General features: G+C 72.6%; 24 protein-coding genes. 14 read left to right on the forward strand and 10 right to left on the reverse strand.

Features of this window, described 5'->3' with window-relative positions:
- Positions 1 to 34: 34 nt before the first annotated feature.
- Positions 35 to 625: a GNAT family N-acetyltransferase gene (locus ASG94_RS16980; protein ID WP_056927643.1), complete on the forward strand. Its 591-nt coding sequence runs from the start codon at positions 35 to 37 to the stop codon at positions 623 to 625.
- Positions 622 to 1,458 carry a phosphotransferase gene (locus ASG94_RS16985; RefSeq protein ID WP_056927644.1) on the forward strand — a complete coding sequence of 279 codons (837 nt, stop codon included), beginning with the start codon at positions 622 to 624 and terminating at the stop codon, positions 1,456 to 1,458. The genes ASG94_RS16980 and ASG94_RS16985 overlap by 4 nt, the downstream gene beginning before the upstream one ends.
- Before the next feature lie 15 nt (positions 1,459 to 1,473).
- Here ASG94_RS16985 and ASG94_RS16990 read toward each other — a convergent pair whose 3' ends face one another.
- Genes ASG94_RS16990 through ASG94_RS17000 form a run of 3 tightly spaced genes read right to left on the reverse strand, consistent with a single transcriptional unit; the run spans position 1,474 to position 4,064 of the window.
- Entirely contained in the window at positions 1,474 to 2,433 is a 960-nt protein-coding gene (locus ASG94_RS16990) for an ABC transporter ATP-binding protein (RefSeq protein ID WP_056927645.1), read from the reverse strand.
- A 1-nt stretch (position 2,434) separates the two neighbouring features.
- The gene (locus ASG94_RS16995) at positions 2,435 to 3,274 is read right to left on the reverse strand and encodes an ABC transporter permease (protein ID WP_235537306.1); all 840 of its coding nucleotides are present in this window, start codon (positions 3,272 to 3,274) and stop codon (positions 2,435 to 2,437) included.
- The gene (locus ASG94_RS17000) at positions 3,267 to 4,064 is read right to left on the reverse strand and encodes an ABC transporter permease (protein ID WP_056927646.1); all 798 of its coding nucleotides are present in this window, start codon (positions 4,062 to 4,064) and stop codon (positions 3,267 to 3,269) included. The genes ASG94_RS16995 and ASG94_RS17000 overlap by 8 nt, the downstream gene beginning before the upstream one ends.
- A gap of 151 nt (positions 4,065 to 4,215) precedes the next feature.
- Between ASG94_RS17000 and ASG94_RS17005 the strand changes: the two genes are divergently transcribed.
- Positions 4,216 to 5,913, forward strand: coding sequence for a PQQ-binding-like beta-propeller repeat protein (locus ASG94_RS17005; RefSeq protein WP_156411648.1), 1,698 nt, complete (start codon positions 4,216 to 4,218; stop codon positions 5,911 to 5,913).
- 55 nt (positions 5,914 to 5,968) lie between these two features.
- Here ASG94_RS17005 and ASG94_RS17010 read toward each other — a convergent pair whose 3' ends face one another.
- Positions 5,969 to 6,490: a YbhB/YbcL family Raf kinase inhibitor-like protein gene (locus ASG94_RS17010; RefSeq protein ID WP_056927648.1), complete on the reverse strand. Its 522-nt coding sequence runs from the start codon at positions 6,488 to 6,490 to the stop codon at positions 5,969 to 5,971.
- An 84-nt stretch (positions 6,491 to 6,574) separates the two neighbouring features.
- Here ASG94_RS17010 and cobA point away from each other — a divergent pair, with 84 nt between their 5' ends.
- Both cobA and ASG94_RS17020 read left to right on the forward strand, forming a co-directional pair.
- The gene (cobA, locus tag ASG94_RS17015) at positions 6,575 to 7,813 is read left to right on the forward strand and encodes a uroporphyrinogen-III C-methyltransferase (protein WP_200958159.1); all 1,239 of its coding nucleotides are present in this window, start codon (positions 6,575 to 6,577) and stop codon (positions 7,811 to 7,813) included.
- A 34-nt stretch (positions 7,814 to 7,847) separates the two neighbouring features.
- On the forward strand, positions 7,848 to 8,651 hold the full coding sequence (locus ASG94_RS17020) for a TrmH family RNA methyltransferase (protein ID WP_056927650.1): 804 nt from the start codon (positions 7,848 to 7,850) through the stop codon (positions 8,649 to 8,651).
- 340 nt (positions 8,652 to 8,991) lie between these two features.
- Here ASG94_RS17020 and ASG94_RS17025 read toward each other — a convergent pair whose 3' ends face one another.
- The 3 genes from ASG94_RS17025 to def are packed head-to-tail and all read right to left on the reverse strand — an operon-like array spanning position 8,992 to position 10,845.
- On the reverse strand, positions 8,992 to 9,396 hold the full coding sequence (locus ASG94_RS17025) for an NUDIX hydrolase (protein WP_056927651.1): 405 nt from the start codon (positions 9,394 to 9,396) through the stop codon (positions 8,992 to 8,994).
- 55 nt (positions 9,397 to 9,451) lie between these two features.
- Entirely contained in the window at positions 9,452 to 10,246 is a 795-nt protein-coding gene (locus tag ASG94_RS17030; protein WP_056927652.1) for a TrmH family RNA methyltransferase, read from the reverse strand.
- On the reverse strand, positions 10,243 to 10,845 hold the full coding sequence (gene def, locus ASG94_RS17035) for a peptide deformylase (protein WP_056927752.1): 603 nt from the start codon (positions 10,843 to 10,845) through the stop codon (positions 10,243 to 10,245). Before def ends, ASG94_RS17030 begins: the two co-directional genes overlap by 4 nt.
- A gap of 96 nt (positions 10,846 to 10,941) precedes the next feature.
- On the opposite strand from def, the gene ASG94_RS17040 reads away from it, so the two are divergent.
- Positions 10,942 to 12,321, forward strand: a complete 1,380-nt coding sequence (locus ASG94_RS17040; protein ID WP_156411649.1) for an acyl-CoA dehydrogenase family protein — start codon at positions 10,942 to 10,944, stop codon at positions 12,319 to 12,321.
- The gene (locus ASG94_RS17045; RefSeq protein ID WP_056927653.1) at positions 12,321 to 13,535 is read left to right on the forward strand and encodes an acyl-CoA dehydrogenase family protein; all 1,215 of its coding nucleotides are present in this window, start codon (positions 12,321 to 12,323) and stop codon (positions 13,533 to 13,535) included. The genes ASG94_RS17040 and ASG94_RS17045 overlap by 1 nt, the downstream gene beginning before the upstream one ends.
- A gap of 106 nt (positions 13,536 to 13,641) precedes the next feature.
- On the opposite strand, the gene ASG94_RS17050 is transcribed toward ASG94_RS17045, so the two are convergent.
- A complete protein-coding gene (locus ASG94_RS17050; protein ID WP_056927654.1) occupies positions 13,642 to 13,929 on the reverse strand; it encodes a YiaA/YiaB family inner membrane protein in 288 nt (95 codons plus the stop codon).
- Positions 13,930 to 14,026: 97 nt separating this feature from the next.
- Here ASG94_RS17050 and ASG94_RS17055 point away from each other — a divergent pair, with 97 nt between their 5' ends.
- From ASG94_RS17055 to ASG94_RS17065, 3 genes are read left to right on the forward strand one after another with little or no spacing between them, the layout of a single operon-like run.
- On the forward strand, positions 14,027 to 15,505 hold the full coding sequence (locus ASG94_RS17055; RefSeq protein WP_200958160.1) for a pyridoxal phosphate-dependent decarboxylase family protein: 1,479 nt from the start codon (positions 14,027 to 14,029) through the stop codon (positions 15,503 to 15,505).
- A 15-nt stretch (positions 15,506 to 15,520) separates the two neighbouring features.
- The gene (locus tag ASG94_RS17060) at positions 15,521 to 16,135 is read left to right on the forward strand and encodes a hypothetical protein (RefSeq protein ID WP_056927655.1); all 615 of its coding nucleotides are present in this window, start codon (positions 15,521 to 15,523) and stop codon (positions 16,133 to 16,135) included.
- 11 nt (positions 16,136 to 16,146) lie between these two features.
- Positions 16,147 to 17,583, forward strand: a complete 1,437-nt coding sequence (locus ASG94_RS17065) for a GuaB1 family IMP dehydrogenase-related protein (protein WP_056927656.1) — start codon at positions 16,147 to 16,149, stop codon at positions 17,581 to 17,583.
- A gap of 47 nt (positions 17,584 to 17,630) precedes the next feature.
- On the opposite strand, the gene ASG94_RS17070 is transcribed toward ASG94_RS17065, so the two are convergent.
- Positions 17,631 to 19,460, reverse strand: coding sequence for a BCCT family transporter (locus ASG94_RS17070; RefSeq protein ID WP_082624277.1), 1,830 nt, complete (start codon positions 19,458 to 19,460; stop codon positions 17,631 to 17,633).
- Positions 19,461 to 19,560: 100 nt separating this feature from the next.
- Between ASG94_RS17070 and ASG94_RS17075 the strand changes: the two genes are divergently transcribed.
- Entirely contained in the window at positions 19,561 to 20,115 is a 555-nt protein-coding gene (locus ASG94_RS17075; protein ID WP_056927755.1) for a nucleosidase, read from the forward strand.
- Here the strand turns inward: ASG94_RS17075 and ASG94_RS17080 are convergent.
- Positions 20,099 to 20,689: a LysR family substrate-binding domain-containing protein gene (locus ASG94_RS17080; RefSeq protein WP_235537307.1), complete on the reverse strand. Its 591-nt coding sequence runs from the start codon at positions 20,687 to 20,689 to the stop codon at positions 20,099 to 20,101. The two genes, ASG94_RS17075 and ASG94_RS17080, sit on opposite strands and share 17 nt — an antisense overlap.
- A 23-nt stretch (positions 20,690 to 20,712) precedes the next feature.
- Here ASG94_RS17080 and ASG94_RS17085 point away from each other — a divergent pair, with 23 nt between their 5' ends.
- Genes ASG94_RS17085 through ASG94_RS17095 form a run of 3 tightly spaced genes read left to right on the forward strand, consistent with a single transcriptional unit; the run spans position 20,713 to position 23,230 of the window.
- Positions 20,713 to 21,324, forward strand: a complete 612-nt coding sequence (locus ASG94_RS17085) for an HAD family hydrolase (protein WP_056927657.1) — start codon at positions 20,713 to 20,715, stop codon at positions 21,322 to 21,324.
- Between the two features lie 18 nt (positions 21,325 to 21,342).
- Positions 21,343 to 21,534, forward strand: a complete 192-nt coding sequence (locus tag ASG94_RS17090) for a hypothetical protein (protein ID WP_056927658.1) — start codon at positions 21,343 to 21,345, stop codon at positions 21,532 to 21,534.
- On the forward strand, positions 21,455 to 23,230 hold the full coding sequence (locus ASG94_RS17095; RefSeq protein ID WP_056927659.1) for an MFS transporter: 1,776 nt from the start codon (positions 21,455 to 21,457) through the stop codon (positions 23,228 to 23,230). Before ASG94_RS17090 ends, ASG94_RS17095 begins: the two co-directional genes overlap by 80 nt.
- Positions 23,231 to 23,232: the final 2 nt, after the last annotated feature.

The raw sequence follows: 23,232 nt of genomic DNA on the forward strand, positions 1-23,232 counted from the left end.
GACACGGGCGCGTCGTCACCGCTACCGTGCCGCCATGGGGGAGACATCCGAGGGACTCGAGGTCGTCGCGCTCACACCCGAGACCTGGGCGATGTTCGACGACATGGTCGTCCGCCACCACGGGATCTTCGGCGGCTGCTGGTGCATCTGGTTCCACCCCGACAGCGACGAGCGCGGCCAGGGCGCGGAGGCCAACCGGGCGCTGAAGAAGCGTTACGTCGAGCAGTGTGCCGCCCACGCGGCGCTCGTCGTCGACGGCGACGAGGCGGTGGCCTGGGCGGAGTACGGCACGCCGGCCGAGCTGCCCAACATCCATCACCGCAAGCAGTACGACGCCGAGGCCGACCTCGTCCCCGACTACCGGGTGACGTGCATCTTCGTCGACAAGCGCTACCGTCGGCGCGGGCTCGCCGAGGTCGCGCTGCTCGGCGCGGTCGACCTGATCGCGCAGGCAGGCGGCGGCGTCGTCGAGGGCTACCCGCACGTGCCGGGTGAGAAGAAGATGTCGTCCTCGTTCCTCTACAACGGCACGCGGGCGATGTACGAGCGGTGCGGCTTCGAGTTCGTGCGCCCCAAGGGGATGAAGAACACGGTCATGCGGCGCACCGTCGCTGCCGCCGGGTGACCGCGGACCGTCCCCGTCCGGGGACCGTGGTCCCCAGCACGGCCGACGCCGTGTCGGCGTCCGTCGCGTGCGCCCGGGCCGTCGGACTCCCCGGCGACGACCCCCAGGTCATCGCCGAGGGCTACAGCGTCCGTGTGAGGCTCCTGCCCGCACCGGTGGTCACCCGGGTCGTGACCCTCGGCCGGCAGCTGCGCCCGGGCCCTCGTCCGTGGCTCGAACGAGAGGTCTCGGTGGCCCGTTTCCTCGCCACGTCGGGGGTTCCGATCGTCCCCGCGTGGGAGGACCCCGGGCCGCACACCGCCGAGGGGCTGGAGGTCTCCCTGTGGCAGTGGGCCGACCACGATGCCGGCGAGGTGCCGGCCGCTCGGTTCGGCGCGATGCTCGGCGTGCTGCACGAGGCGTTGTCCGTGTACCCCCACGACCTGCCCACGCTGGTCGGTCCCGTCACCGACATCTCGACGGCACTGGAGGTCTCCTCGCATCCGACCCTCCACCGAGCCGCGTCGGTGCTGCTTCCCCTGGCCATGTCCTGGCCGCGCCGTCCCCTGCACGGTGACGCCCACACGGGCAACGTGCTCCTGACGCCGGGCGGACCGCTGTGGACCGACTTCGAGGACGTGTGCGTGGGGCCGGTGGAGTGGGACCTGTCCTCGATGACGGTCACGGAGGAGGCACTGGCCGCCTACCCCGGGTCGATCGACCGTGCCCGTCTCGCGGACTGCCGTGACCTGCGGCGTCTGCAGGTCCTCGCCAGCCTCCTCGTCGGTGGCTACGACGATGCTCCGCTGCTCGAGTCCCTGGTCACCCACCTCGACCGGCGCACGCGCGACTGATGCGTCCGTCCGTGCTCAGACGCCCCCGCGGGAGTAGAGGTCGCGGATGACCTCCTCGATGTCCGGCTCCTGGATGGACAGGTCTGCGACGTCGTACGACGCCGCGACGGCCGCGACGATCGGCGCCGCGCTGGCCTCGGCCGGGAAGGACAGCCACTGGCGCGGCCCCTCGACCCGGCGTACGACCGCGCCCGGCACCTCGATGGCGGGTGCCTCGTCGACGAGGTCGACGACGAGGGTGCGGGTCGACCCGCCCTGGGCCTGGAGCGCGGGGAGGGGGCCGTCGAAGACCGCGGTGCCGTGGTCGATGACGAGCACGCGGTCGCACAGCGCCTCGATGTCCTGGAGGTCATGGGTGGTGAGGACCAGGGTGGTGCCCCGCTCGGCGTTGAGCGCGCGCAGGAACTCCCGCAACCGTCCCTTGCTCACCACGTCGAGCCCGATGGTCGGCTCGTCGAGGTAGAGGATCTCGGGGTCGTGGAGCAGGGCGGCGGTGATGTCACCGCGCATCCGCTGGCCGAGCGAGAGCTGGCGCACGGGGGTGTCGAGCTGGTCGCGGAGGTCGAGCAGCTCCACGAAGCGCTCGAGGTTGGCACGGAATCGGGCCGGCGGGATCCGGTACATCTTCTGCAGCAGCTCGAAGGAGTCGCGCAGCGGCAGGTCCCACCACAAGGTGGTGCGCTGGCCGAAGACGACGCCGATGCGGCGCGCGAGTGCGACCCGGTCGCGACTCGGGTCGAGGCCGGCGACCCGCAGGTGCCCGCCGGTCGGGACCAGGATGCCGGTCAGCATCTTGATCGTCGTGGACTTCCCGGCGCCGTTGGGGCCGATGTAGCCGACCATCTCCCCGGGCTCGATCGCGAACGTCAGGTCGTGGACGGCGCGCACCTCGTCGCGCACCCGACGGCGGCCGCCGTCGACCTTGCGGCGCACGACGAAGGTGCGCTCGAGGTCACGCACGTCGATCAACGACATCTCAGCTCCCGGTGGAGGTGTAGTGACGCACCCCGGTGCGCCAGACGAGCAGGGCCAGCACGAGGGTCACCAGGGCGGCGACCGGCGAGGCGAACTGGAGCCACGAGGGCATCCCGAACGGGTCCTCGCGACCCAGGATGAACAGCACCGGGTACCAGTTGGCGAAGGCGACCGGGACGACGAGCGTCAGCGCGACCACCACCTCGCGGGTGAAGATGCTGAGCGGGTACTGCGTGACGGTGGCGCCGCCGTAGGTGAAGGCGTTGGCGAACTCGGTGGCGTCGGTCGTCCAGAACTGGATGCAGGAGAAGCCGACGAAGAGGCCGAAGAAGATCACGGCCCCGCTCAGCACCATCGACACCGCGACCAGGGCCCGCAGCGGCGTCCACTCGACGTACGTGCAGGCCCAGCCGAACACGATCGTGGCCTGGGTGATCCGCCCGAGGCGGCGCAGCGTGAACTGGTCGGCGCAGACCTGGACGAGCAGCGGCACCGGCTTGGTCATCATCTGGTCGAGGCGGCCGGTGCGCACGTAGGTGCCGATGCGCTCGACGCTGCCGATCGCGGTGTCCGCGATGCCCAGCGCCAGCGACCCCGCGCCGTACAGCAGGGCGACCTCGGGCAGCGTGAAGCCGGCGAGGTCGTCGAGGTGGGCGAACATGATCCACAGCCCGACGAAGTCGAGGCCGGTGATGAGGCCGTTGCCGATCGCGAGCAGCACGAAGGAGAGCGGGTACTGCCAGGCGGCACGGATCCACAGCCAGGCGATCTGCCCGTAGGTGCGCAGGTGTCCCAGCGCGGGGGAGCGGGACGTCTCGGCCACCCGGGAGACCTCAGCCACCCTGGACCACCACCTTGCGGGTCGCCGCACGCAGCACGGCGTGGCAGCAGCCGAGCAGCACCACGATCCAGAACACCTGGAAGCCCAGCGCCGCCAGCAGGTCCCCGCCGGTGTGCTTGCCGAGCCAGATGTCGGCCGGCACCTGGATGTAGGACGCCCAGGGCAGCGCGTTGGCCAGCGTTCCGAGCCACCCGGGGAAGAGCACGAGCGGCAGCATCATCCCGCTGAAGAAGATCGCGAAGGCGCCGCTCATCACCTTGACGCCCGACTGGTCGAGCAGCCAGAACGCCGAGCTGGCCACGAGGAAGCGGATGGTGAAGCTCACCACGACGGCCAGGACCAGCGACACCGCGAAGCCGGCCGCGGCGGCGGGCCCGGCCGGCAGGCGGATGTCGAAGACCACGAGCCCGATCACGGTGGGCCCGATGCCGCGGGTGAGGAAGTGGTACGCCGCACGGCCCAGGTCGGAGGCGAGGTACCAGCCGACCAGGCCCACCGGGCGGTACAGGTCGATCGCCACGTCGCCGGTGCGGATCCGCTCCGCCAGGTCGTCGGTGGTGCCCCCGCCCCACAGGGCGATGGTCATCAGCAGCGCCTGGCCGAGCCAGACGTAGGTCACCGCGTCGGTCGCGTCGTAGCCGCCGGCCGTGGGGTTCTCGTCCCACAGCGCCAGGTAGGCGTAGGAGTAGATGACGCCGAAGACCGAGTTGGTGAAGATCCCGGCGATCGTGGCGGCGCGGTACGTCGAGTACCGACGGAACGCGCGCGTCGCGATGGCGACGTAGAGCATCCCGGCCTCCCGAATTCGAGCGACGGGGATCGTCTCACACGTCGTGGCCGAGGCCCCGCCGGACCGCGCGACGGCACCGGGGCCGTACCGAAATTTCGGTAATTCCCTGCACCACCCCGGGGGTGTCCGCCCGTCCGCCTAACGTGGCGCCATGCGCGCGAGGCGTCTCACCCGTCCGGGCGAGGATCGTGCGCCCGGACGCCGATTGCTGACGACCTGCCGCTCCGGGCTCCTCCTGGTCGTCGTGTCCGTGCTCGTCGCCCTGCTGCCCGCCGCTCCGGCCCTCGCCGACTACGCGTCGCGACCGGTGCGGGCCACCTGGGTGCCGAACGCTGCGGTGTACGCCGTCGCGGTGCAGGGCGACAGCGTCTACCTCGGAGGTGACTTCACGTCCCTGCGCGACGCGCGGACGGGAGAGACGGTGGCGCGCGCACGGGTGGCGCGCATCAGCCTGTCGACCGGTGAGCTGGACCGTGGCTGGGCCGCGAACGTCAACAACACCGTCCGGAGCATGGCGGTCGCCGGTGACGGCACGAAGGTGTTCGCCGGCGGCAGCTTCACGAGCGTCAACGGACAGGCACGCGGCCGGGTGGTCGCCCTGACAACCGGGTCCGGGGCGCTCGCCGCAGGGTGGAACGCGTCGGCCAACGACACCGTCCGCTCGGTCGTCGTGCACCGGGGGATGGTCTACCTGGGCGGCTTCTTCACCTCGATCAGCGGCGTGTCCCGTCAGCGGGCCGCCGCCGTCTCGGAGGCCAACGGGGCGCTGTCGGGGTTCGACCCGCGCGCCGACAGTGCTGTCTGGGCCATCACCCCCTCGGTGGACGGCGACACGATGATGCTCGGGGGACGCTTCACCACGCTGAGGGGCGTCGCCCGAGGCTTCCTGGGCTCGGTGGACGCGGCGTCCGGTGCCGTCACGTCGTGGGCGCCCCCGCGGGCCTGCACCAGCACGTCGCAGCCGTGCTTCGTGCTCGACCTCGTTGCGAGGGACGACTCGGTGTACGCCGCCGTGGCCGGGCCCGGAGGCAGGGTCACGGCGTTCAGCGCGTCCACCGGGGCCATCAGGTGGCAGCGGACCGGCGACGGGGACGTGCAGTCGGTGGCGGTCGACGACCGGTTGGTCTACGCGGGCGGTCACTTCGGGCCGGGCTACGGCGGCGCCACCCGCTACAACCTCGCCGCGGTGGCGCAGACCAACGGAGCCCTCGACCCCGACTTCGCCCCGGTCGTCTCGAACCTCTATCCCGGCGTCTGGGACCTGGTCGCGACCCCGTCGCACCTCGTGGCGGGCGGCGGCTTCACCGACATCGGCGGCACCGGCCAGTCCCGCATCGCCCTGCTCCCGGTCATCGCCGACACCACCGAGAGGGTCCTCGCCCGCGGGAGCACGTGGCGGTACTCGACCACGGCCCCGCCCGCCGGCTGGGCGGCGTCCGGCTTCGACGACTCCGGATGGGCGTCGGGCGCCACCGAGATCGGCTACGGCGACGGGGACGAGGCCACCGACGTCCCGCGGGTCTTCACCCTCTACGCGCGGCGCGCGTTCACGATCACCTCCGCCGGTGCGGTCACCGGCGCGACCCTGCGCCTGCTGCGCGACGACGGGGCAGTGGTGTACCTCAACGGCACCGAGGTGGTCAGGTCCAACATGCCCGCCGGCGACGTCACGCCGACGACCGCGGCGAGCACGACGGTCGCGGACGCGGCCGAGTCGACGTACTACTCCTTCGCGCTGCCGACCGGACTGCTGCGCGAGGGCACCAACCTGCTCGCCGTCGAGGTCCACCAGCAGTCCGTCTCCAGCAGCGACCTCTCGCTCGACGCCGAGGTGGTCGTGACGCGGTGACCCGCACCGGCGGACGACGGACCGTGGTCGGTCGGTCGTCCGCGGGTCACGTGCGTCAGTGCTGGTAGGTGCCGTGGACGATGGCGCGCCCGAGGGTCTTGAAGGCCAGGTTGAAGGACACCACCGCGTTGGAGGCGTCGGGGTCGACCCCCAGGGTCTCCTCGCCGACGGCGTGGACGACGAAGAAGTAGCGGTGCGGGTGGTCGCCCTGCGGGGGAGCGGCCCCCATGAAGCCCGCCTCGCCCCCGTCGTTGCGGACGTGGAACGCCGTGCCGGGCAGCTCGCCGGACGCGGCGCCGCTCTCGAGGGAGGTCACCTCGGCCGGGAGGTCGACCAGCGACCAGTGCCAGAAGCCGCTCGGGGTCGGGGCGTCGGGGTCGAAGCAGGTGACGACGAAGCTCTTGGTGCCCTCGGGCGCGCCCTCCCAGCTCAGCTGGGGGGAGGTGTTGCCGTGCGCGGCGACCTGGTCGTCCTGGAGGGGCTGGCCGTCGGTGACGTCGGTGCTCGTGACCGTGAACGACGAGACGGTCGGGAGGTAGTCGTAGGGATTGGGCGCGATGGGGCGTTCGAGGCTCATACCCCGAACCTAGGAGTCGCGTGGTTGCCGCTTCAAGGGTGGACTCCTGCGCCCGTGCGTCGGCGACGCGGGAGGATGGACGCCATGAGCGACCCCACGCCGTACCTCTCGGGACTGATCCTGCGCGACCGCCGGGTCGTCGTGGTGGGCGGCGGGCACGTCGCCCAACGCAGGGTCCCGGTGCTCATCGCCGCGGGAGCCCGCGTCACCGTGGTCTCGCCCGTCGTCACCCCGGCCCTGGAGGGGATGGGCGGGGAGATCACGCTCGAGCTGCGCCGCTTCGAGCCGGCCGACCTCGACGGGGCGTGGTACGTCATCGCGGCCACCAACGACCCCCACGCCAACGCCCTGGTCTCCGAGGCCGCGGAGGAGCGCCGGATCTTCTGCGTGCGCAGCGACGACGCCACCGCCGCGACCGCCTGGACGCCCGCGGTCGGCCGGCACGGCACGGCCACCATCGGCGTGCTCGGCAACCGTGAGCCGCACCAGTCCGCGACGCTGCGCAACGACATCCTGACCGCGCTCCGCGACGGACACCTGACGGCGTCCGGTGCCCTGGACCGAACCCCCGGCGTCGTCCTGGTGGGTGGCGGACCGGGGGACCCGGAGCTGGTCACCGTGGCCGCCCGCCACGCCCTCGCCTCCGCCGACGTGGTGGTGGCCGACCGGCTGGCACCCCGCGAGCTCCTCGACGAGCTCGGTCCGGGCGTGGAGCTGATCGACGTGGCCAAGCTGCCACGGGGCCGCTCGGCGCTCCAGGAGCACATCAACGGCCTCCTGGTGTCCCGGGCGCAGGCGGGCAAGCGGGTCGTGCGCTTCAAGGGCGGCGACAACTTCGTCTTCGGCCGGGGCTACGAGGAGGTCATCGCCTGCGAGGCCGCCGGAGTCCCGGTGACCGTCATCCCCGGGCTGTCCTCCTCCGTCGCCGTGCCCGGCGTGGCGCAGATCCCGGTGACGCACCGAGGTATCACCCACGAGTTCACCGTCGTCTCCGGCCACCTGCCGCCCGGCCACCCCGAGTCGCTGGTCGTGTGGCCGGCGATCGCGCAGCTGCGCGGCACCGTCGTGCTGATGATGGCCGTGGAGAACGCGCCGCACATCGCGCAGGCGCTCGTCGAGGGCGGTCGTCCCGCCGACACCCCGGTGGCCGTCGTGGTCGAGGGCACGATGCCCGAGGAGCGCACCGTGCTGGCCACCCTCGGCACCCTGGCCGACGAGCTCGAGGCCCACCGCGTGCGACCGCCCGCGATCATCGTGGTCGGCGAGGTCGTCGCGGTCGCGCACCCCGGGCACTACGGGCGGGACGCCGCTGCCCCATCATGAGCACCGTGCCGATGACGAGCGTGGACCGTGTGCCGTGGCTGAGCTGATCGAGATCTCCGACCCCACCGACCCGCGGCTGGGCGACTACCGCGACCTGCGCGACGTCGAGCTCCGCAAGCACCTCGAGGCCGAGCACGGCCTGTTCCTGGCCGAGGGGGAGAAGGTCGTACGTCGCGCGGTCGAGGCCGGCTTCGTCCCGCGGTCGCTGCTCATGGCACCGCGGTGGCTCGACGGGCTCTCCGACGTGCTGGCGACGACGGACGCCCCCTGCTACGTGCTGTCGGAGGCGCTGGCCGAGCAGGTCACGGGCTTCCACGTGCACCGCGGCGCGCTCGCCTCGCTGGAGCGCCGGCCGCTGCTCCCGGTGGCCGACGTGCTGGCCGGGGCCCGGTCGGTGCTGGTGCTCGAGGACATCGTCGACCACACCAACGTCGGCGCGATCCTGCGCTCAGGGGCCGCCCTGGGCTTCGACGCGGTGCTGCTCTCGCCGCGCTGCGCGGACCCGCTCTACCGACGCGCGATCAAGGTCGCGATGGGGGCGGTCTTCACGATGCCGTGGACGCGCCTCCCCGACTGGTACGACGCCCTGCCGGACCTCTCGGCGGCCGGCTTCACCACCGTCGCGCTGACCCTGGCCCCGGACTCGACCCCGATCGAGGAGGCCGTGGCCGGGGTCGACCGGCTCGCCCTGGTGCTCGGCTCGGAGGGACACGGGCTGTCCGCACGCTGGGAGCAGTCGGCCGACCGACGCGCGATCATCCCGATGCGCGAGGGGATCGACTCCCTCAACGTCGCGGCCGCCACCGCGGTCGCCTGCTACATCGCCGCCCGCCGCTGACGTGCGGCCTCGTCCAGCACGTCGCGGGCCGCCGATCCCAACAGATGCAACGCGCTGTTGCACGAGGATGACCCCCCACCGGTGGGGGGTCATGCCTGCGTGACAGCGCGTTGCAGCCGGCGTCGGGCGTCAGGCAGCACGGCACTCACCGATCCATCCCCCGGTGGTCGTCACGCCACACGATCACGAGCGGCACGACAGCCGCGATCGAGATCAGAGCGCACACTCCGATCACCAGGGCCTCGCGGACCACGTCCACATCTTCCAGTGTGCGTCTGCCCGCGGTAGCGCGGAAGGGCGTGGGCGGACCCCGCCGCGACCGCCCCCGGCCGGGTCCGACTCAGTCGACGTCGAGACGGACGGCGCTGCGGATGGTCGCGACGAGGCCGGGATGGGCCAGCTCCGCGACAGGAAGCTCGTCGGGCCGGAACCAGCGGAGCTCGTCGTGCTCCTCGGGCGCGACGTTGACGATCTCCCCGTCCCAGTGCGTGACGACGAACGCGTGCACGTCGAGGGCAGGGTCGGCGATCGTCATCGGGACGGGGCGAGGGTCCTGGACGTGGACACCGACTTCCTCCAGACACTCCCGGCTGACGGCCTGCCGGGGGAGCTCTCCCGGCTCCACGTGTCCGCCGACGAGGTCCCAGCAGTCCGGGTACCACCGGCGGGCCGGATGGCGGTGCCCCAGCAGCACCCGGCCGTCGCGCACCAGCGCGGCGACTGCGATCGCGATGGTGGCCGGCATGGCGGCACTGTAGGCGCAGACGCCCCCGGAGAGCGCGGCTGCTCCAGCACCGCCGTCAGGGCGCCCCGCGACGCTGACGCGCGGCCTCGTCGAGGACGACCGACCCGGCGACGGCGGCGTTGAGCGAGCTGGCCGAGCCGGCCATCGGGATGGACACCAGCTCGTCGCAGGCCTCGCGCCACGCGGCGGTCATGCCGGTGGTCTCGTTGCCGACCACCACCACCAGGGGTCCGGTGAGGTCGGCGGCCCGCAGGTCCACCGTGCCCGACTCGTCGGTGCCGACGACGCGCACGCCGGCCGGTCGCGCCCAGTCCAGCACCTCGCGGTGCGAGGGGGCGCGGACGACGGTCAGGGCGAACAGCGACCCGGTGCTGGCCCGCACGGACCGGGGGTCGTAGGGGTCCGCCGCGTGACCGGTGACGACCAGCCCGGTCGCCCCGAACGCGTCGGCAGAGCGCGCCAGGGTGCCGATGTTGCCCGGTTGGGTGGGACGGTCGAAGACGACGGTGAGGCCGGTCGCGTCGAGGCGCGCGAGGTCGTCGTGGGGCATCCCGACCACGGCCAGCAGCTCGGCCGGCTCGTCCTTCTCGCTCAGCTCGGCGACGAGCTCGGGGGCCATCACGACCCGCTCGGCGTCGGTCGATCCCCAGACCCCGGTCGCCCACGCCGACATCCGCGGGCGCCCGTCGGAGACCAGCGCCCGGACGGTCCACCCGTGCTCGATCGCCAGGCTGATGGGCCGCACCCCCTGCACGAGGAACTCACCGAGGCGGTGCCGCTTGGTGCGGTTGTGCAGCAGCGACTCCCACTGCTGGAAGCGGGCGTTGCGGGTCGTGACGCGGACGGTCACGACCCGGCCGGCCAGTCCAGCGGGTAGTCGTCGGCCGCCTTGTCGTGCTGCTTCTGGAGCTTCTTGCGGGCCTTGGTGGGCAACCGGTCCCCGAAGACCGTCCCCAGCGTGTGGTCGGTCTCGTGCTGCAGGCAGCGCGCCAGCAGTCCGTCGCCCTCGAAGTGGACGGGCTCGCCGTCGAGCCCGGTGCCGTCGACCGCGGCCCAGTCGGGGCGCGCGCACTCGACGAACGCGCCGGGGAACGACAGGCAGCCCTCCTCGCCGTCGTCGAGGCTGCGGTCGCGGCCCTCGGGCAGCGTCACCACCGGGTTGCAGACCACGCCCACCGTGTGCTCGCCGCTCTCGTCGGGGCAGTCGAAGACGAACATCGCCACGTCCTCACCGACCTGGCAGGCCGCGAGGCCGACGCCGTCGGCGGCGTACATCGTGGCGACCATGTCGGCGGCCAGCGAGCGCAGCGCGTCGTCGTACGCCGTCACCTGCTGCTGCGGGGAGTGCATCACCGGGGTTCCCCAGCGGGTGACCGGACGGGCGGTGCCGCCGGTGGGGAGCGGGCCGTGCGGAGCGTGGACGGTACTGCCCGTGGGTTCTGCTGGCATGGCGAGGATCCTAGTGAGGTGCTCCGCGACGGCCGACACCGAGACGCGTCCGGGCACGCCGTGGCGTCATGTGTAACTCAGAGTTACATTAGAGCCATGTACCTCACCGCAGACTTCCTCAAACGGGGATTCAGGCCGGGCGGCAGGCACGGCCTGTCCTCCACGGAGAGCCGTGACCCGATCGGCCTGGCCGTGGCCGGGCTCAACCGGCTGGCGCGCAGCGAGGTGATCGACCGGCTGGGGCTGCGCAGGCAGGCCGAGCAGGCGGTCTTCACCGTCACCCGCAACGGGTTCCGCACCGCCACCGCCGCCGGCCGGCAGTTCGCCCGGCTCGGCAAGCGCGGTGCCCCCGGCACCCATCCCGCGGCCACCCGGACCAGCGGTCTCTTCGACCTGACGCCCACCGAGGACGAGCAGATGCTCGTCGACGTGGTGGGGGAGTTCGCCGCGGAGGTCGTGCGTCCTGCCGCCGCGGAGGCCGACGCGGCCTGTGCCGCACCGGAGGCGCTCCTGCGGGCCAGCCTGGAGATCGGGCTGCCGATCCTCGGCGTCCCCGAGGCGCTGGGCGGCATCTCCGAGGACCGCTCGGCCATGGCCGGCACCCTCGTCGCCGAGGCGCTGGCCCGGGGCGACATGGGCCTGGCCGTCGCGGCCCTCGCGCCCGGTTCGGTGGCGACCGCCCTCGGCCTGTGGGGCACCGACGCCCAGCAGCAGACCTACCTGCCCGCGTTCACCGGGGACGACGTACCCGCTGCTGCGCTGGCGCTCACCGAGCCCACGGTGCTCTTCGACCCGCTCTCGCCGGCCACCACGGCGCGACGCGACGGCGACGGCTACGTGCTCGACGGCCTCAAGTCGGCGGTCGTCCGTGGCGCCGAGGCCGAGCTCTTCGTCGTCGGCGCCCAGCTCGACGGCCGGCCAGTCCTCTTCCTCGTCGAGTCCTCCACCGAGGGACTGAGCGTCGAGGCCGACCCGTCGATGGGCGTCCGCGCCGCGTCGCTGACCCGGCTCGGCCTCACGGGGGTGCGCGTCCCGGCCGATGCCGTCCTGGGCGACACCGACGGGACGGCGTACGCCGAGTGCGTGCGCCTGTCCCGCCTCGCCTGGTGCGCCCTGGCGCTCGGCACCGGACAGGCCGTCCTGGACTACGTCACGGCGTACGTCAACGAGCGCGAGGCCTTCGGAGAGCCGATCAGCCACCGCCAGGCGGTCGCCTTCATGGTGGCCGACATCGCCATCGAGCTGCAGGCGATGCGGCTCGTGACCTACAAGGCGGCGTCGCGCGCCGCCCGGGGCGAGGACTTCGCCCGCGAGGTCGCCCTCGCCAGGTCGCTGTGCGCCGAGAAGGGCATGCGGATCGGCCTCGACGGCGTCCAGCTGCTCGGGGGCCACGGCTTCGTCAAGGAGCACCCGGTCGAGCGGTGGTACCGCGACCTGCGTGCCGTCGGCATCATGGAAGGCACGGTCCTCGTCTGATGATCAACCTCGAGACCCCTCGCAAGCACCGCACGCTCATCGACCAGGCCCACCAGGTCGCGATGAACATGCTGCGGCCCATCTCGCGCACCTACGACCGCGACGAGCACTCCTACCCCAAGGAGCTCGACATGCTCGCGGCGATGATCGACGGGCTCGCCGAGTCCGGGTCGGCGGAGGGTGCCGGTGCCTCCGGCGTACGCCGCGACGACCGCGACGACGACTCCGGCGGTGTGCGCAACGGCGCCAACCTCGCCTCGGTCATGTCGGTGGCCGAGATGTGCTGGGGCGACACCGGCCTGCTGCTCTCCATGCCCCGCCAGGGCCTGGGCAACTCCGCCATCGCCTCGGTCGCGACGCCCGAGCAGCAGGAGCGGTACGCCGGCACGTGGGCGGCGATGGCCATCACCGAGCCGAGCACCGGATCAGACTCCGCCAGCATCTCCACCACCGCCCGCCTCGACGGCGACGAGTACGTCATCAACGGCGAGAAGATCTACGTCACCTCCGGCGAGCGGGCCGACAGCGTGGTGGTGTGGGCGACGCTGGACAAGTCGCTGGGCCGGGCGGCGATCAAGTCGTTCGTGGTCCGCAAGGACAACCCCGGGATGAAGGTCGAGCGGCTCGAGCACAAGCTCGGCATCCGGGCCTCCGACACCGCCGCGATCACCTTCACCGACTGCCGGGTGCCCGCCGAGGACCTCCTCGGCTCGCCGGAGATCGACGTCAAGCAGGGCTTCGCCGGCGCGATGGCGACCTTCGACAACACCCGGCCGCTGGTGGCGGCGATGGCCGTGGGCTGCGCCCGCGCCTCCCTCGACCTCACCCGGGACCTGCTCGCGCAGGCTGGCGTGACGGTCGACTACGACCGGCCCGCCCAGGTGCAGTCCGCCGCCGCGGCCACGCTCCTGCGGCTCGAGGCCGACTGGGAGGGCGCCCAGCTGCTCACCATGCAGGCCGCCTGGATGGCCGACAACCGCAAGCCCAACTCGCTCGAGGCGTCGATGGCCAAGGCCAAGGCCGGCCGGGTGGGCTCGGCGATCACGCTGGCCTGCGTCGAGCTGGCCGGATCGCTGGGCTACAGCGAGGTCGAGCTGCTGGAGAAGTGGTCGCGGGACTCCAAGATCCTCGACATCTTCGAGGGCACCCAGCAGATCCAGCTGCTCATCGTGGCCCGTCGGCTGCTCGGGCTGACGAGCGCCGAGCTGCGCTGAGGGGCGTTGCGAGACGTCGTGGGAGAGTCCCCGCCTGAGCGGGGACCCTGTCACCGTGTGACCGTTGCAACGGTCACACGGTGACCGACTCGCCGACACGGTTGCGTCAGGAGACCGAGCGGAACGGGTCGTGCTCGGCCAGGATCTTGTCGACCCGCGCCTGGTCGATGCGGCTGATGACGGTCAGGTTCTCCTGGGCGTCGCGCACGCACTTGGCGAGCGTGAAGGCCGAGGTCGTGACGTACATGAGGCCCAGGCCGAGGAAGGCCCGGATCCAGGGGTCGACGGGCAGGTAGAGGATCGCGAAGACCATGGCGACCAGGGCGACGCCGAAGGAGATGGCGGCCTGGGCGAAGAAGGCGTTGGTGTTCTTTGACTGTGTCGGAGTGCTCATGGGCCAACCCTCGCCGCCGACGGGACGGCCGGGACCCGGTCGGCTACCCGATGTGCCCTGAGTACGACGGCTCATCCGCGCCCAGTACCTTCGGGTCATGCCCGACAACGCCAGCTCCGAGAACGCCGGCTCCGAGCACAGCGCCCACATGTCCCCCGAGGAGTTCCGCCGCCAGGGGCACGCGGCGATCGACTGGATCGCCGACTACTGGGCCTCGCTCGACGACCTGCCGGTCCTCGCCCGGGTCGCTCCCGGCGACGTACGCCGCGCGCTCCCGGCGGCTCCGCCCGAGCAGGCCGAGGGGTTCGAGGCGCTGCTCGCCGACCTCGACGAGGTGGTGGTGCCCGGGCTGACGCACTGGCAGCACCCGCGCTACTTCGCCTACTTCCCGGCCAACTCGTCGCCCGCCGCGATCCTCGGCGACCTGCTCTCCAGCGGCATCGGCGCGCAGGGGATGATCTGGGCGACCAGCCCGGCGGTGACCGAGGTCGAGCAGGTGGTCGTCGACTGGCTGGCCCAGGCCCTCGGCCTGCCCGAGCAGTTCCGCCACGGCGCCCCTGGCCCGGGCGGCGGCGTCATCCAGGACACCGCGTCCACCGCCACGTTCACGGCGCTGCTCGCCGCGCTGCACGCCGCGAGCGGCGGCCGGGCGCGCGACGCCGGCCTCGGCGACACCCGCTGGACGCTCTACGGCTCCTCCCAGGCCCACTCGTCACTGGTCAAGGCGGCGATGATGGCCGGTCTCGGCTCCGAGTCGGTGCGGATGGTCGACGTGGACCCGGCGACCCAGGCCATGGACGTGCGCAGCCTCGAGCGGATGCTGGCCGAGGACATCGACGACGGCTGCCGCCCGGTGTTCGTCCAGGCCTGCGTCGGCACCACCTCCACGGGAGCGGTCGACGACGTCCAGGCCATCGCGGAGGCCCTCGACGGCGTGGGCGCCTGGCTGCACGTCGACGCCGCGTGGGCGGGCGTGGCGGCCGTCTGCCCGGAGCACCGCGACACCCTGACCCGCGGCCTGCACCTCGCGCAGTCGCTGGTCACCAACCCGCACAAGTGGCTGCTCACCACCTTCGACTGCAGCGTCCTGTGGGTCCCGGACCGGGAGTCGCTCACCGGCGCGCTGTCCCTGACCCCCGAGTACCTGCGCAACGCGGCGTCCGAGTCCGGCGAGGTCGTGGACTACCGCGACTGGCACCCGCAGCTCGGCCGTCGCTTCCGCTCCCTCAAGCTGTGGGCCGTGCTGCGCACCTACGGCCTGGAGGGCCTGCGCGCGCACATTCGCGAGGGCGTCGAGCTGGCCCGCCGGGTCGAGGAGCACGTGCTCGACGACGACCGCTTCGAGCTCGTCACCCCGCGCAGCCTCAGCCTCGTGGTGTTCCGGGCGCTGGCCGGCGACGAGGAGACGATGGCCATCATGGAGCGGGTCAACGCCTCCGGGGTCGCCTATCTCAGCCACACCCGGGTCGAGGGCCGGGCGGCCATCCGCTGGGCGGTCGGCAGCTGGCGCACCACTGCCGCGGACATCGACCGCACCTGGGCTGCCCTCACGGAGGTGGCCGCGCGGCCCGAGTGATGCTCGGATGGGGGCATGAAGCTCTACGCCGACAGCCCCGGCCGCCGTACCGCCCAGATCGTCGCCGACCTGCTCGTGGTCGCCTGGATCGTCCTGTGGGTCTGGGTGGGGATGGCGGTGCACGACGGCACCACGGCACTGGCCGGCCCCGGCCGGCAGACCGACGAGTCGGCCACGGCCATGGCCGGGCAGCTGCGCGACGCGGGTGGACGCCTCGACGACGCGCCGCTGATCGGTGACGAGCTGGCGACGCCCTTCGACAAGGCGGCCGAGGCCTCCGACGGGATCGCGGCGGCGGGCCGGTCCTCCGTGGAGGCGGTCGAGCAGCTGGCCGTCGTGCTGGGCCTCGCGATCGCCCTCATCCCGATCCTGGTGATCCTGGCTGTCCACCTGCCGCGCCGCTGGCGCTTCGTGCGCGAGGCGACGGCGGGGGCGCGCTTCATCGACTCCGTCGACGACCTCGACCTCTTCGCCCTGCGGGCGCTCGCGAACCAGCCGATGCGGGTGCTGGCGCGGGTGAGTGATGACCCGGCCGGCGACTGGCGCCGCAAGGACCCGGACGTCGTACGCCGTCTCGCCGACCTCGAGCTCCGGGACGTCGGACTGCGCCCGCGTGGCGCCCTCACGTAGATTCCCGACACGTGCGTTTCCTCCACGACGCGGCCCCGCCGCACGACCTGACCTACGACGACGTCTTCATGGTCCCGCGCGCCTCGTCCGTGGCCAGCCGGTACGACGTCGACCTCGCCACCCACGACGGCACCGGCGCGACCCTGCCGCTGGTGGTCGCCAACATGACGGCCATCGCCGGCAAGCGGATGGCCGAGACGACCGCGCGGCGGGGCGGGCTCACCGTGATCCCGCAGGACATCCCGATCGAGGTCGTCACCGACGTCGTCCGGTGGGTCAAGGCCCGCCACCACGTCTTCGACACCCCGATCGAGCTCGCGCCCACCCAGACCGTGGCGGAGGCGCTGTCCCTGATCCCCAAGCGCTCCCACCGCGCCGCAGTGGTCGTCGAGGACGGCCGCCCCGTCGGGGTCGTGTCCGAGGCCGACTGCGCCGAGGTCGACCGGTTCGCCCAGGTGGGCGCCGTGATGCGTCGTGACCTGGTCACGGTGGCCGCCGACGCCGACCCACGCGTCGTCTTCGACCGGCTGGACGCGGCCAAGGCGCCACTCGCCGTCGCGGTCGGCGACGACGGGTCGCTGGTCGGGGTCCTCACCCGGCTCGGCGCCCTGCGCGCCACGCTCTACACGCCGGCCGTCGACGCCACCGGCGGCCTGCGCGTCGCGGCGGCCGTGGGCGTCAACGGCGAGGTCGCCGACAAGGCCGCTGCGCTGCTGGACGCCGGGGTCGACTGCCTCGTCGTGGACACCGCGCACGGCCACCAGGACCGCATGGTCGAGGCGCTGCGCGCGGTGCGCGCGTTGTCGCCCGGTGTGCCGGTGGCCGCGGGCAACGTCGTGTCCGCCGAGGGCACCCGAGCGCTCGTCGAGGCCGGCGCCGACATCGTCAAGGTCGGTGTCGGGCCCGGCGCCATGTGCACGACCCGGATGATGACCGGTGTCGGGCGTCCGCAGTTCAGCGCGGTGCTGGAGTGCGCGGCCGCGGCCCGCGAGCTGGGCAAGCACGTGTGGGCCGACGGGGGAGTGCGCCACCCGCGCGACGTCGCCCTCGCGCTGGCGGCCGGCGCCAGCGCGGTGATGATCGGCTCGTGGTTCGCCGGCACGCACGAGTCGCCGGGCGACCTGATGCACGACGCGGACGGGCGGGCGTTCAAGGTGTCCTTCGGGATGGCGTCGGCGCGCGCCGTGGCCAACCGGACGTCGACCGAGTCGGCGTACGACCGGGCCCGCAAGGGCCTGTACGAGGAGGGCATCTCCTCGTCGCGGATGTACCTCGAGCCGGCCCGGCCCGGCGTCGAGGACCTCATCGACCAGATCTGCTCGGGACTGCGGTCCTCGTGCACGTACGCCGGCGCCACGACGCTCGAGGAGCTCCACGAGCGGGCGGTGGTCGGGCTGCAGTCGGCGGCCGGCTTCCACGAAGGACGGCCGCTGAGCACCTCCTGGTGAGGAGGCGCCCAGCGGCCGCCGGGGTCATGCTGGGGTCAAGCCCCGACTCACGGGTGCGAGGCGGCTGACGTCCCGTTGGTGGAGCCGTTGCTGGAACCGCTCGTCGTGCCGTTGCCGGTGCCGTTGCTCGAGGCGGACGTCGACGTCCCCTCCGTGCCCGGCTCCTGCTCGAACGACAGGCGGAAGTCGTCACCGTGCTCGGTGACACCCGCGATCACGGCCTCGTGCACGGCCTCGCGAGCCACGCGCGTGCGCACGATCATCGAGTCCTGGCTCAGGTCCTTCACCAGGGACACGCACAGGCCGATCATCACGATCACGAACGGGACCGCGGCGACGATGGTGATCGTCTTGAGCCCGTCGAGGGCCGTGTCACCGCCGACCAGGAGCATGACCGCGGCCACGCCACCGGTGGCGACGCCCCAGAAGATGACCGGGGCCTTGCTCGGCTCGATGGCGCCGTTCTGCGACAGCGAGCCCATCACGATGGACGCCGCGTCCGCGCCGGAGACGAAGAAGATCGCCACCAGCACCATCACCAGCACGCTGGAGACGGCGGCCAGCGGGAACTGGTCCAGCATGGTGAACAGCTGGTCCTCGAGCGCGCCGGCGCCGTAGATGTCGGTTCCGTCCATCTGGAGCTTGATCGCCGAGCCACCGAAGATGGCGAACCAGATCAGGCTGACGAGGCTCGGCACCAGCAGGACGCCGGAGACGAACTGGCGGATCGTGCGGCCCCGCGAGATGCGGGCGATGAACATGCCGACGAAGGGGGTCCAGGAGATCCACCAGGCCCAGTAGAAGACCGTGTAGCTGCTCAGCCACGCGGCCGCCTCCTCGCCGTCGGCGTTGGTGCGACCGGCCATCGTCGGCAGCTCGCGGACGTAGGAGGCGATCGACGTCGGGATGATGTCCAGGATGAACATCGTCGGGCCGACGACGAACACGAAGACCGCGAGCAGCAGCGCCAGCACCATGTTGATGTTGGAGAGCCACTGGATGCCCTTGGCGACACCGGAGACGGCCGAGAGGATGAAGCAGACGGTCAGCACGGCGATGATGCCGACGAGCACGCCGTTGCCGACCTCGCCGAGGCCGGTGACGATGCGCAGGCCGCTGGCGATCTGGATGGCACCGAGGCCCAGGGAGGCCGCCGAGCCGAACAGCGTGGCGAAGATCGCCAGGATGTCGATGACCTTGCCGGCCGGGCCGTTGGCGTGCTTGCCGAGCAGCGGCTCGAAGGCCGCGCTGATGAGCTGCAGGCGACCCTTGCGGTAGACGCCGTACGCGATGGCGAGACCCACGACCGCGTAGATGGCCCACGGGTGCAGGGTCCAGTGGAACAGGGTGTGGGCCATGGCGCTCTCGGCCCGCTGCGGGTCGGAGAGACCCTCGGAGCCGGGCGGTGCGAAGCCGTCGGTGTCGGCGAAGAACGTGAGCGGCTCGTTGACCCCGTAGAACATGAGCCCGATGCCCATGCCGGCGGAGAACATCATGGCGACCCACGACGTCGTGGAGAACTCCGGCTCGTCCCCGTCGCGACCGAGGGGGATGTTGCCGTACTTGCCGAGGGCCAGCCACAGGGCGAAGACCACGAAGCCGGACGCGGTGAGCACGAACAGCCAGCCGAGGTACTTCATCGTGCCGGTGAGGGCGGTGCCCGAGGCGCTCGCCAGCGACGCCGTGTCGAGGAACCCCCAGAGCAGGAAGGCGACGGCGATCGCAGCGGTGACCCCGAAGACGACCTTGTCGAGGACCTGGGGGCGCTCGGACTCGGCGGTCGGTTCGACGTCCAGCGCCGGGTGCGGGATCACCGAGTCGGTGGGTGACTTGAGGGAGTCGGAGAGCTGTCGCTCCGACGTCTTTTCCTGGGTCACTGGGGGGTGACACCTCCTGGGGTTACTCGTGTGAACGGGCCCATCGACACTAGGGGCTGGGGTGTGCAAAGGCGAACCGGCAGCGGGTTAGCGTGACGTGGTGCACACCCTCGTCGTGGCCGCCACCGCCGCCGAAGCAGCCCACGTCCCCGCCCACCTGCCGCTCGTCGTCACCGGTCTCGGCAAGACCGCCGCGGCCGTCGCGACGACGCGTGCGCTGGCGGCGTACGACGACGTCTCGGGCCTGACCGTGGTCAACATCGGCACCGCCGGCGCCCTGCGCCCGGGGCTCAGCGGCCTCCACGAGCCGGGCACGGTGCTCAACCACGACATCAACGCCGACATCGTCCGCTCGCTCGGCTACGACCCCGAGGAACGGCTGGAGGTGGGGGAGTCGGAGGTCGTGCTCGCCACCGGCGACGTCTTCGTCAACGACCCGCTGGTGCGCGACCGCCTCGCGCTCACCGCGCACCTCGTCGACATGGAGGGCTACGCCGTCGCGTTCGCGGCCCGCTCCTTCGGCGTGCGGGTCCGGCTGGTCAAGCACGTGAGCGACGCGGCCGACGAGTCGGCGATGGACTGGCCGGCGCAGGTGGAGGCCAGCGCCCTCGTGCTCGGCGCGTGGCTGGAGGACCGGCTCAGCGCGAGCTCGTGACGCGGCGCCCGCGGACGACGCCCACGAAGGCCTGGGTCACGTCGTCGTCGCGGTCCCGCAGCCAGACCAGGGCGATCGTGGTGGGCTCCAGGTCGCTCACGGGCCGGCTCACGACGTCCTTGCGCTGGAAGAGCCGGGCGACGCTCATCGGCACGATCACCACCCCGGTGCCGGCCGCCACGGTCTCGATGGCGTCCTTCTCCGACATCGGTGGCCAGTCGAGCTGCTCGGCCGCGGGTGTCCAGCCGCTCGCGTGCGGGCGCACCAGCTGATCGTCGGCGAGGTCCTCGAGGGTGACCTCGTCGACGGCCGCGACGACGTGCTCGACGCCGGCGACGGCGACCGGCACCTCGTCGTACAGACGGATGCAGTGGAGGTCCGCGGTGTCGACGGGCAGTCGGACGAGGGCCATGTCGAGGCTGCCGTCGCGGATCCCCTCCAGCTGCTCCTCCTCGGTGACCGGCACCAGGTCGAGCGGCTCGCGACGACGCTCGCGCCAGGCACGCGCCCACTTGTCGGGGGTAGCGCCGGTCACGAAGCCGATGCGCAGGGTCGGTCGGCGGGGGTCACTCACCCGGCGAGCCTAGGGTGACGGGTGTGATCACGCACGTGCTGCTCGACGCCGACGGCGTCCTCCAGGACCTGCCCGGCGGCTGGTACGCCGCGATGGAGCCGTTCCTCGGCGACCGCGCCCGCGAGTTCCTGCACCGGACGTGGGCCGACGAGCTGCCGACGCTCAGCGGCCAGGGCGACTACCTGCCCATGCTGGAGGCGACGCTGCGCGAGTACGGCGTCACCACGCCGGTCGCCGAGGTCTACGCCGCCGTGTGGCACCGCATCGAGGAGGTCTCGACGTCCTTCGAGGTCGTCGCCGCGCTGCGGCGGGCCGGCTACGGCGTGCACCTGGCCACCAACCAGGAGCGCCACCGGGGCGCCTACATGCACGACGTCCTCGGCTACCGCGACCGCTTCGACGTCAGCGCCTACTCGTGGGAGGTGGGGGCCGCGAAGCCGGACCCGGAGTTCTTCCACCGGGTCGTCGAGAGGATCGCGGTGCCGGCCGGTGAGGTGCTCTTCGTCGACGACAACGAGGCCAACGTCGAGGGTGCACGGGCCGCGGGGCTCGTCGCCGAGCACTGGCACTTCGAGCGGGGACCCGGGTCCCTCGTGTCGGTTCTGGCAGCGCACGGGGTATCCACGGGGCGCTAGGCGGCGTACGGTGCCCGCATGACGTGGCTGCTGCTCGGCGCCCTGGTGGTGTTCTTCGTCGTGTGCAACATCGTGCTCGAGCGCCGGTGGCGCAACGACCCGGACGGGCTGATGCAGACCGACGCGCCGGGTGTGCCCGGCCTCGGCGAGGCACCGATCCGCGTCCACCACCGCATGGGCCCCTCGGCCCGCCCCCGCCGGGCGCGCTGACCGGACGCTCGCGACGCGCACCCACTGGCTGGCCGACGCCGGCGCCGCGTTCACCAGCAACGCCCGCAACCCCGACCTCCGCCGGGCCCAGCTGAGCTTCCTCGGCGCATGGACGGCCGAGTGGGCGTTCACCGTCGCGCTGGGCATCGTGGCCTATCGCGACGGTGGCGCGGCGGCCCTCGGGCTGGTGGGGCTGCTGCGGATGGTCCCGTCGGCCATCTGCGCACCGCTGCTCTCGCCCTTCGCCGACCGCGGACGCCGGGAGCGCGTCCTGGTGGTCGTGTCCACGGTGCGCGGCGCCGCGACCGCCGCGGCCGCCGTCGTCGCCGCGGTGGGGGGCGCGCCGGTCGCGATCTACGCCCTGGCCGTGGTGTCGACGATCGCGGCGACGCTCTTCCGACCGGCGCACTCCGCGTTGCTGCCCTCGCTGTGCCGGACGGGGCACGAGCTGATCAGCGCCAACGTCGTGCGCGGGATGCTCGACTCCCTCGCCACCCTCGTCGGTCCCCTCATCGCTGCGGTGCTCCTCGAGGTCGCCGACGTGGAGGTCGTCTTCGCCGTGGCCGCCGCCGCGTCCCTGTGGTCGGCCGGGCTCCTGCTCCGCCTGCGGTACGACGCCCCGCCCCGCCCGTCCGCGACGTCCCGACGCCGCCTGGTGCACGAGGCGGTCGAGGGCCTCGGCGTCGTCGTCCACCACCGCGACCTGGTCCTCGTGCTCGGTCTGGCGGCGGCACAGTCCTTCACGCGCGGCGCGCTGACCGTGTTCTCGGTCGTCGTCTCCATCGAGCTGCTCGGTCGGGGGGAGCCGGGCGCCGGCACCCTCATGACCGCCGTCGGCGTGGGCGCCGTCCTGGGCTCGCTCGCGGCGTCGCTCCTCGTCGGCACGCGACGGCTCGGCGCATGGTTCGCCGTCGGGGTCGCCCTCTGGGGCCTGCCGCTGGTGCTCGTCGGCCTCGTGCCACGAGACGTCGCGGCACTGGGCTTCCTGGCCCTGGTCGGCGTCGGCAACGCGCTGATCGACGTGGCCGGCTTCACCCTCCTGGGCCGGATGGCACCCGACGAGGTGCTGGCCCGGGTGTTCGGGGTGCTCGAGAGCCTCGTGGCGCTGTCCATCGGGGTCGGGGCCGTGGTCGCGTCGTGGGCGGTCGAGGTGGCGGGCGTGCGTGCAGCGCTGGTGGGGATCGGACTCGTGTGCCCCGTCCTGGCGGTGGCGTCCTGGTGGCGGCTGCGAGCGCTCGATCGCACCGTGGTCGTGCACGACGCGGACGTCAGCCTGCTCCAGCGGGTGCCCATGCTGCGCACGCTGCCGCTGCCGTCGGTGGAGCAGCTGGCCCGGGGCCTGGAGGCGGTCGAGGTCGCGGCCGGCGCCGTGGTCTTCAGCCAGGGCAACGCCGGGGACCGCTTCTACGTGGTCGAGTCGGGTGAGGTCGAGGTGGTGGGGGACGGACGGGTGGTGGCCACCCTCGGGCCCGGCGAGGGCTTCGGGGAGATCGCCCTGCTGCGGCGTACCCCTCGGACGGCCACGGTGCTGGCGCGCAGCGACGTACGACTGCGGGCGCTGCTCTCGGACCGGTTCCTGCCCGTGGTCCTGGGCTACGTCCCGAGCGCGCGGGAGGCCGGACGCGGTGTCGACGCACTGCTGGACCGCTACGACCCGGATCGCCCGTCGGAGAACCCGCCGCCGTCGCGCCCTTGAGG

The sequence above is a fragment of the Nocardioides sp. Soil805 genome (assembly GCF_001429625.1).
Classification (GTDB): domain Bacteria; phylum Actinomycetota; class Actinomycetes; order Propionibacteriales; family Nocardioidaceae; genus Nocardioides.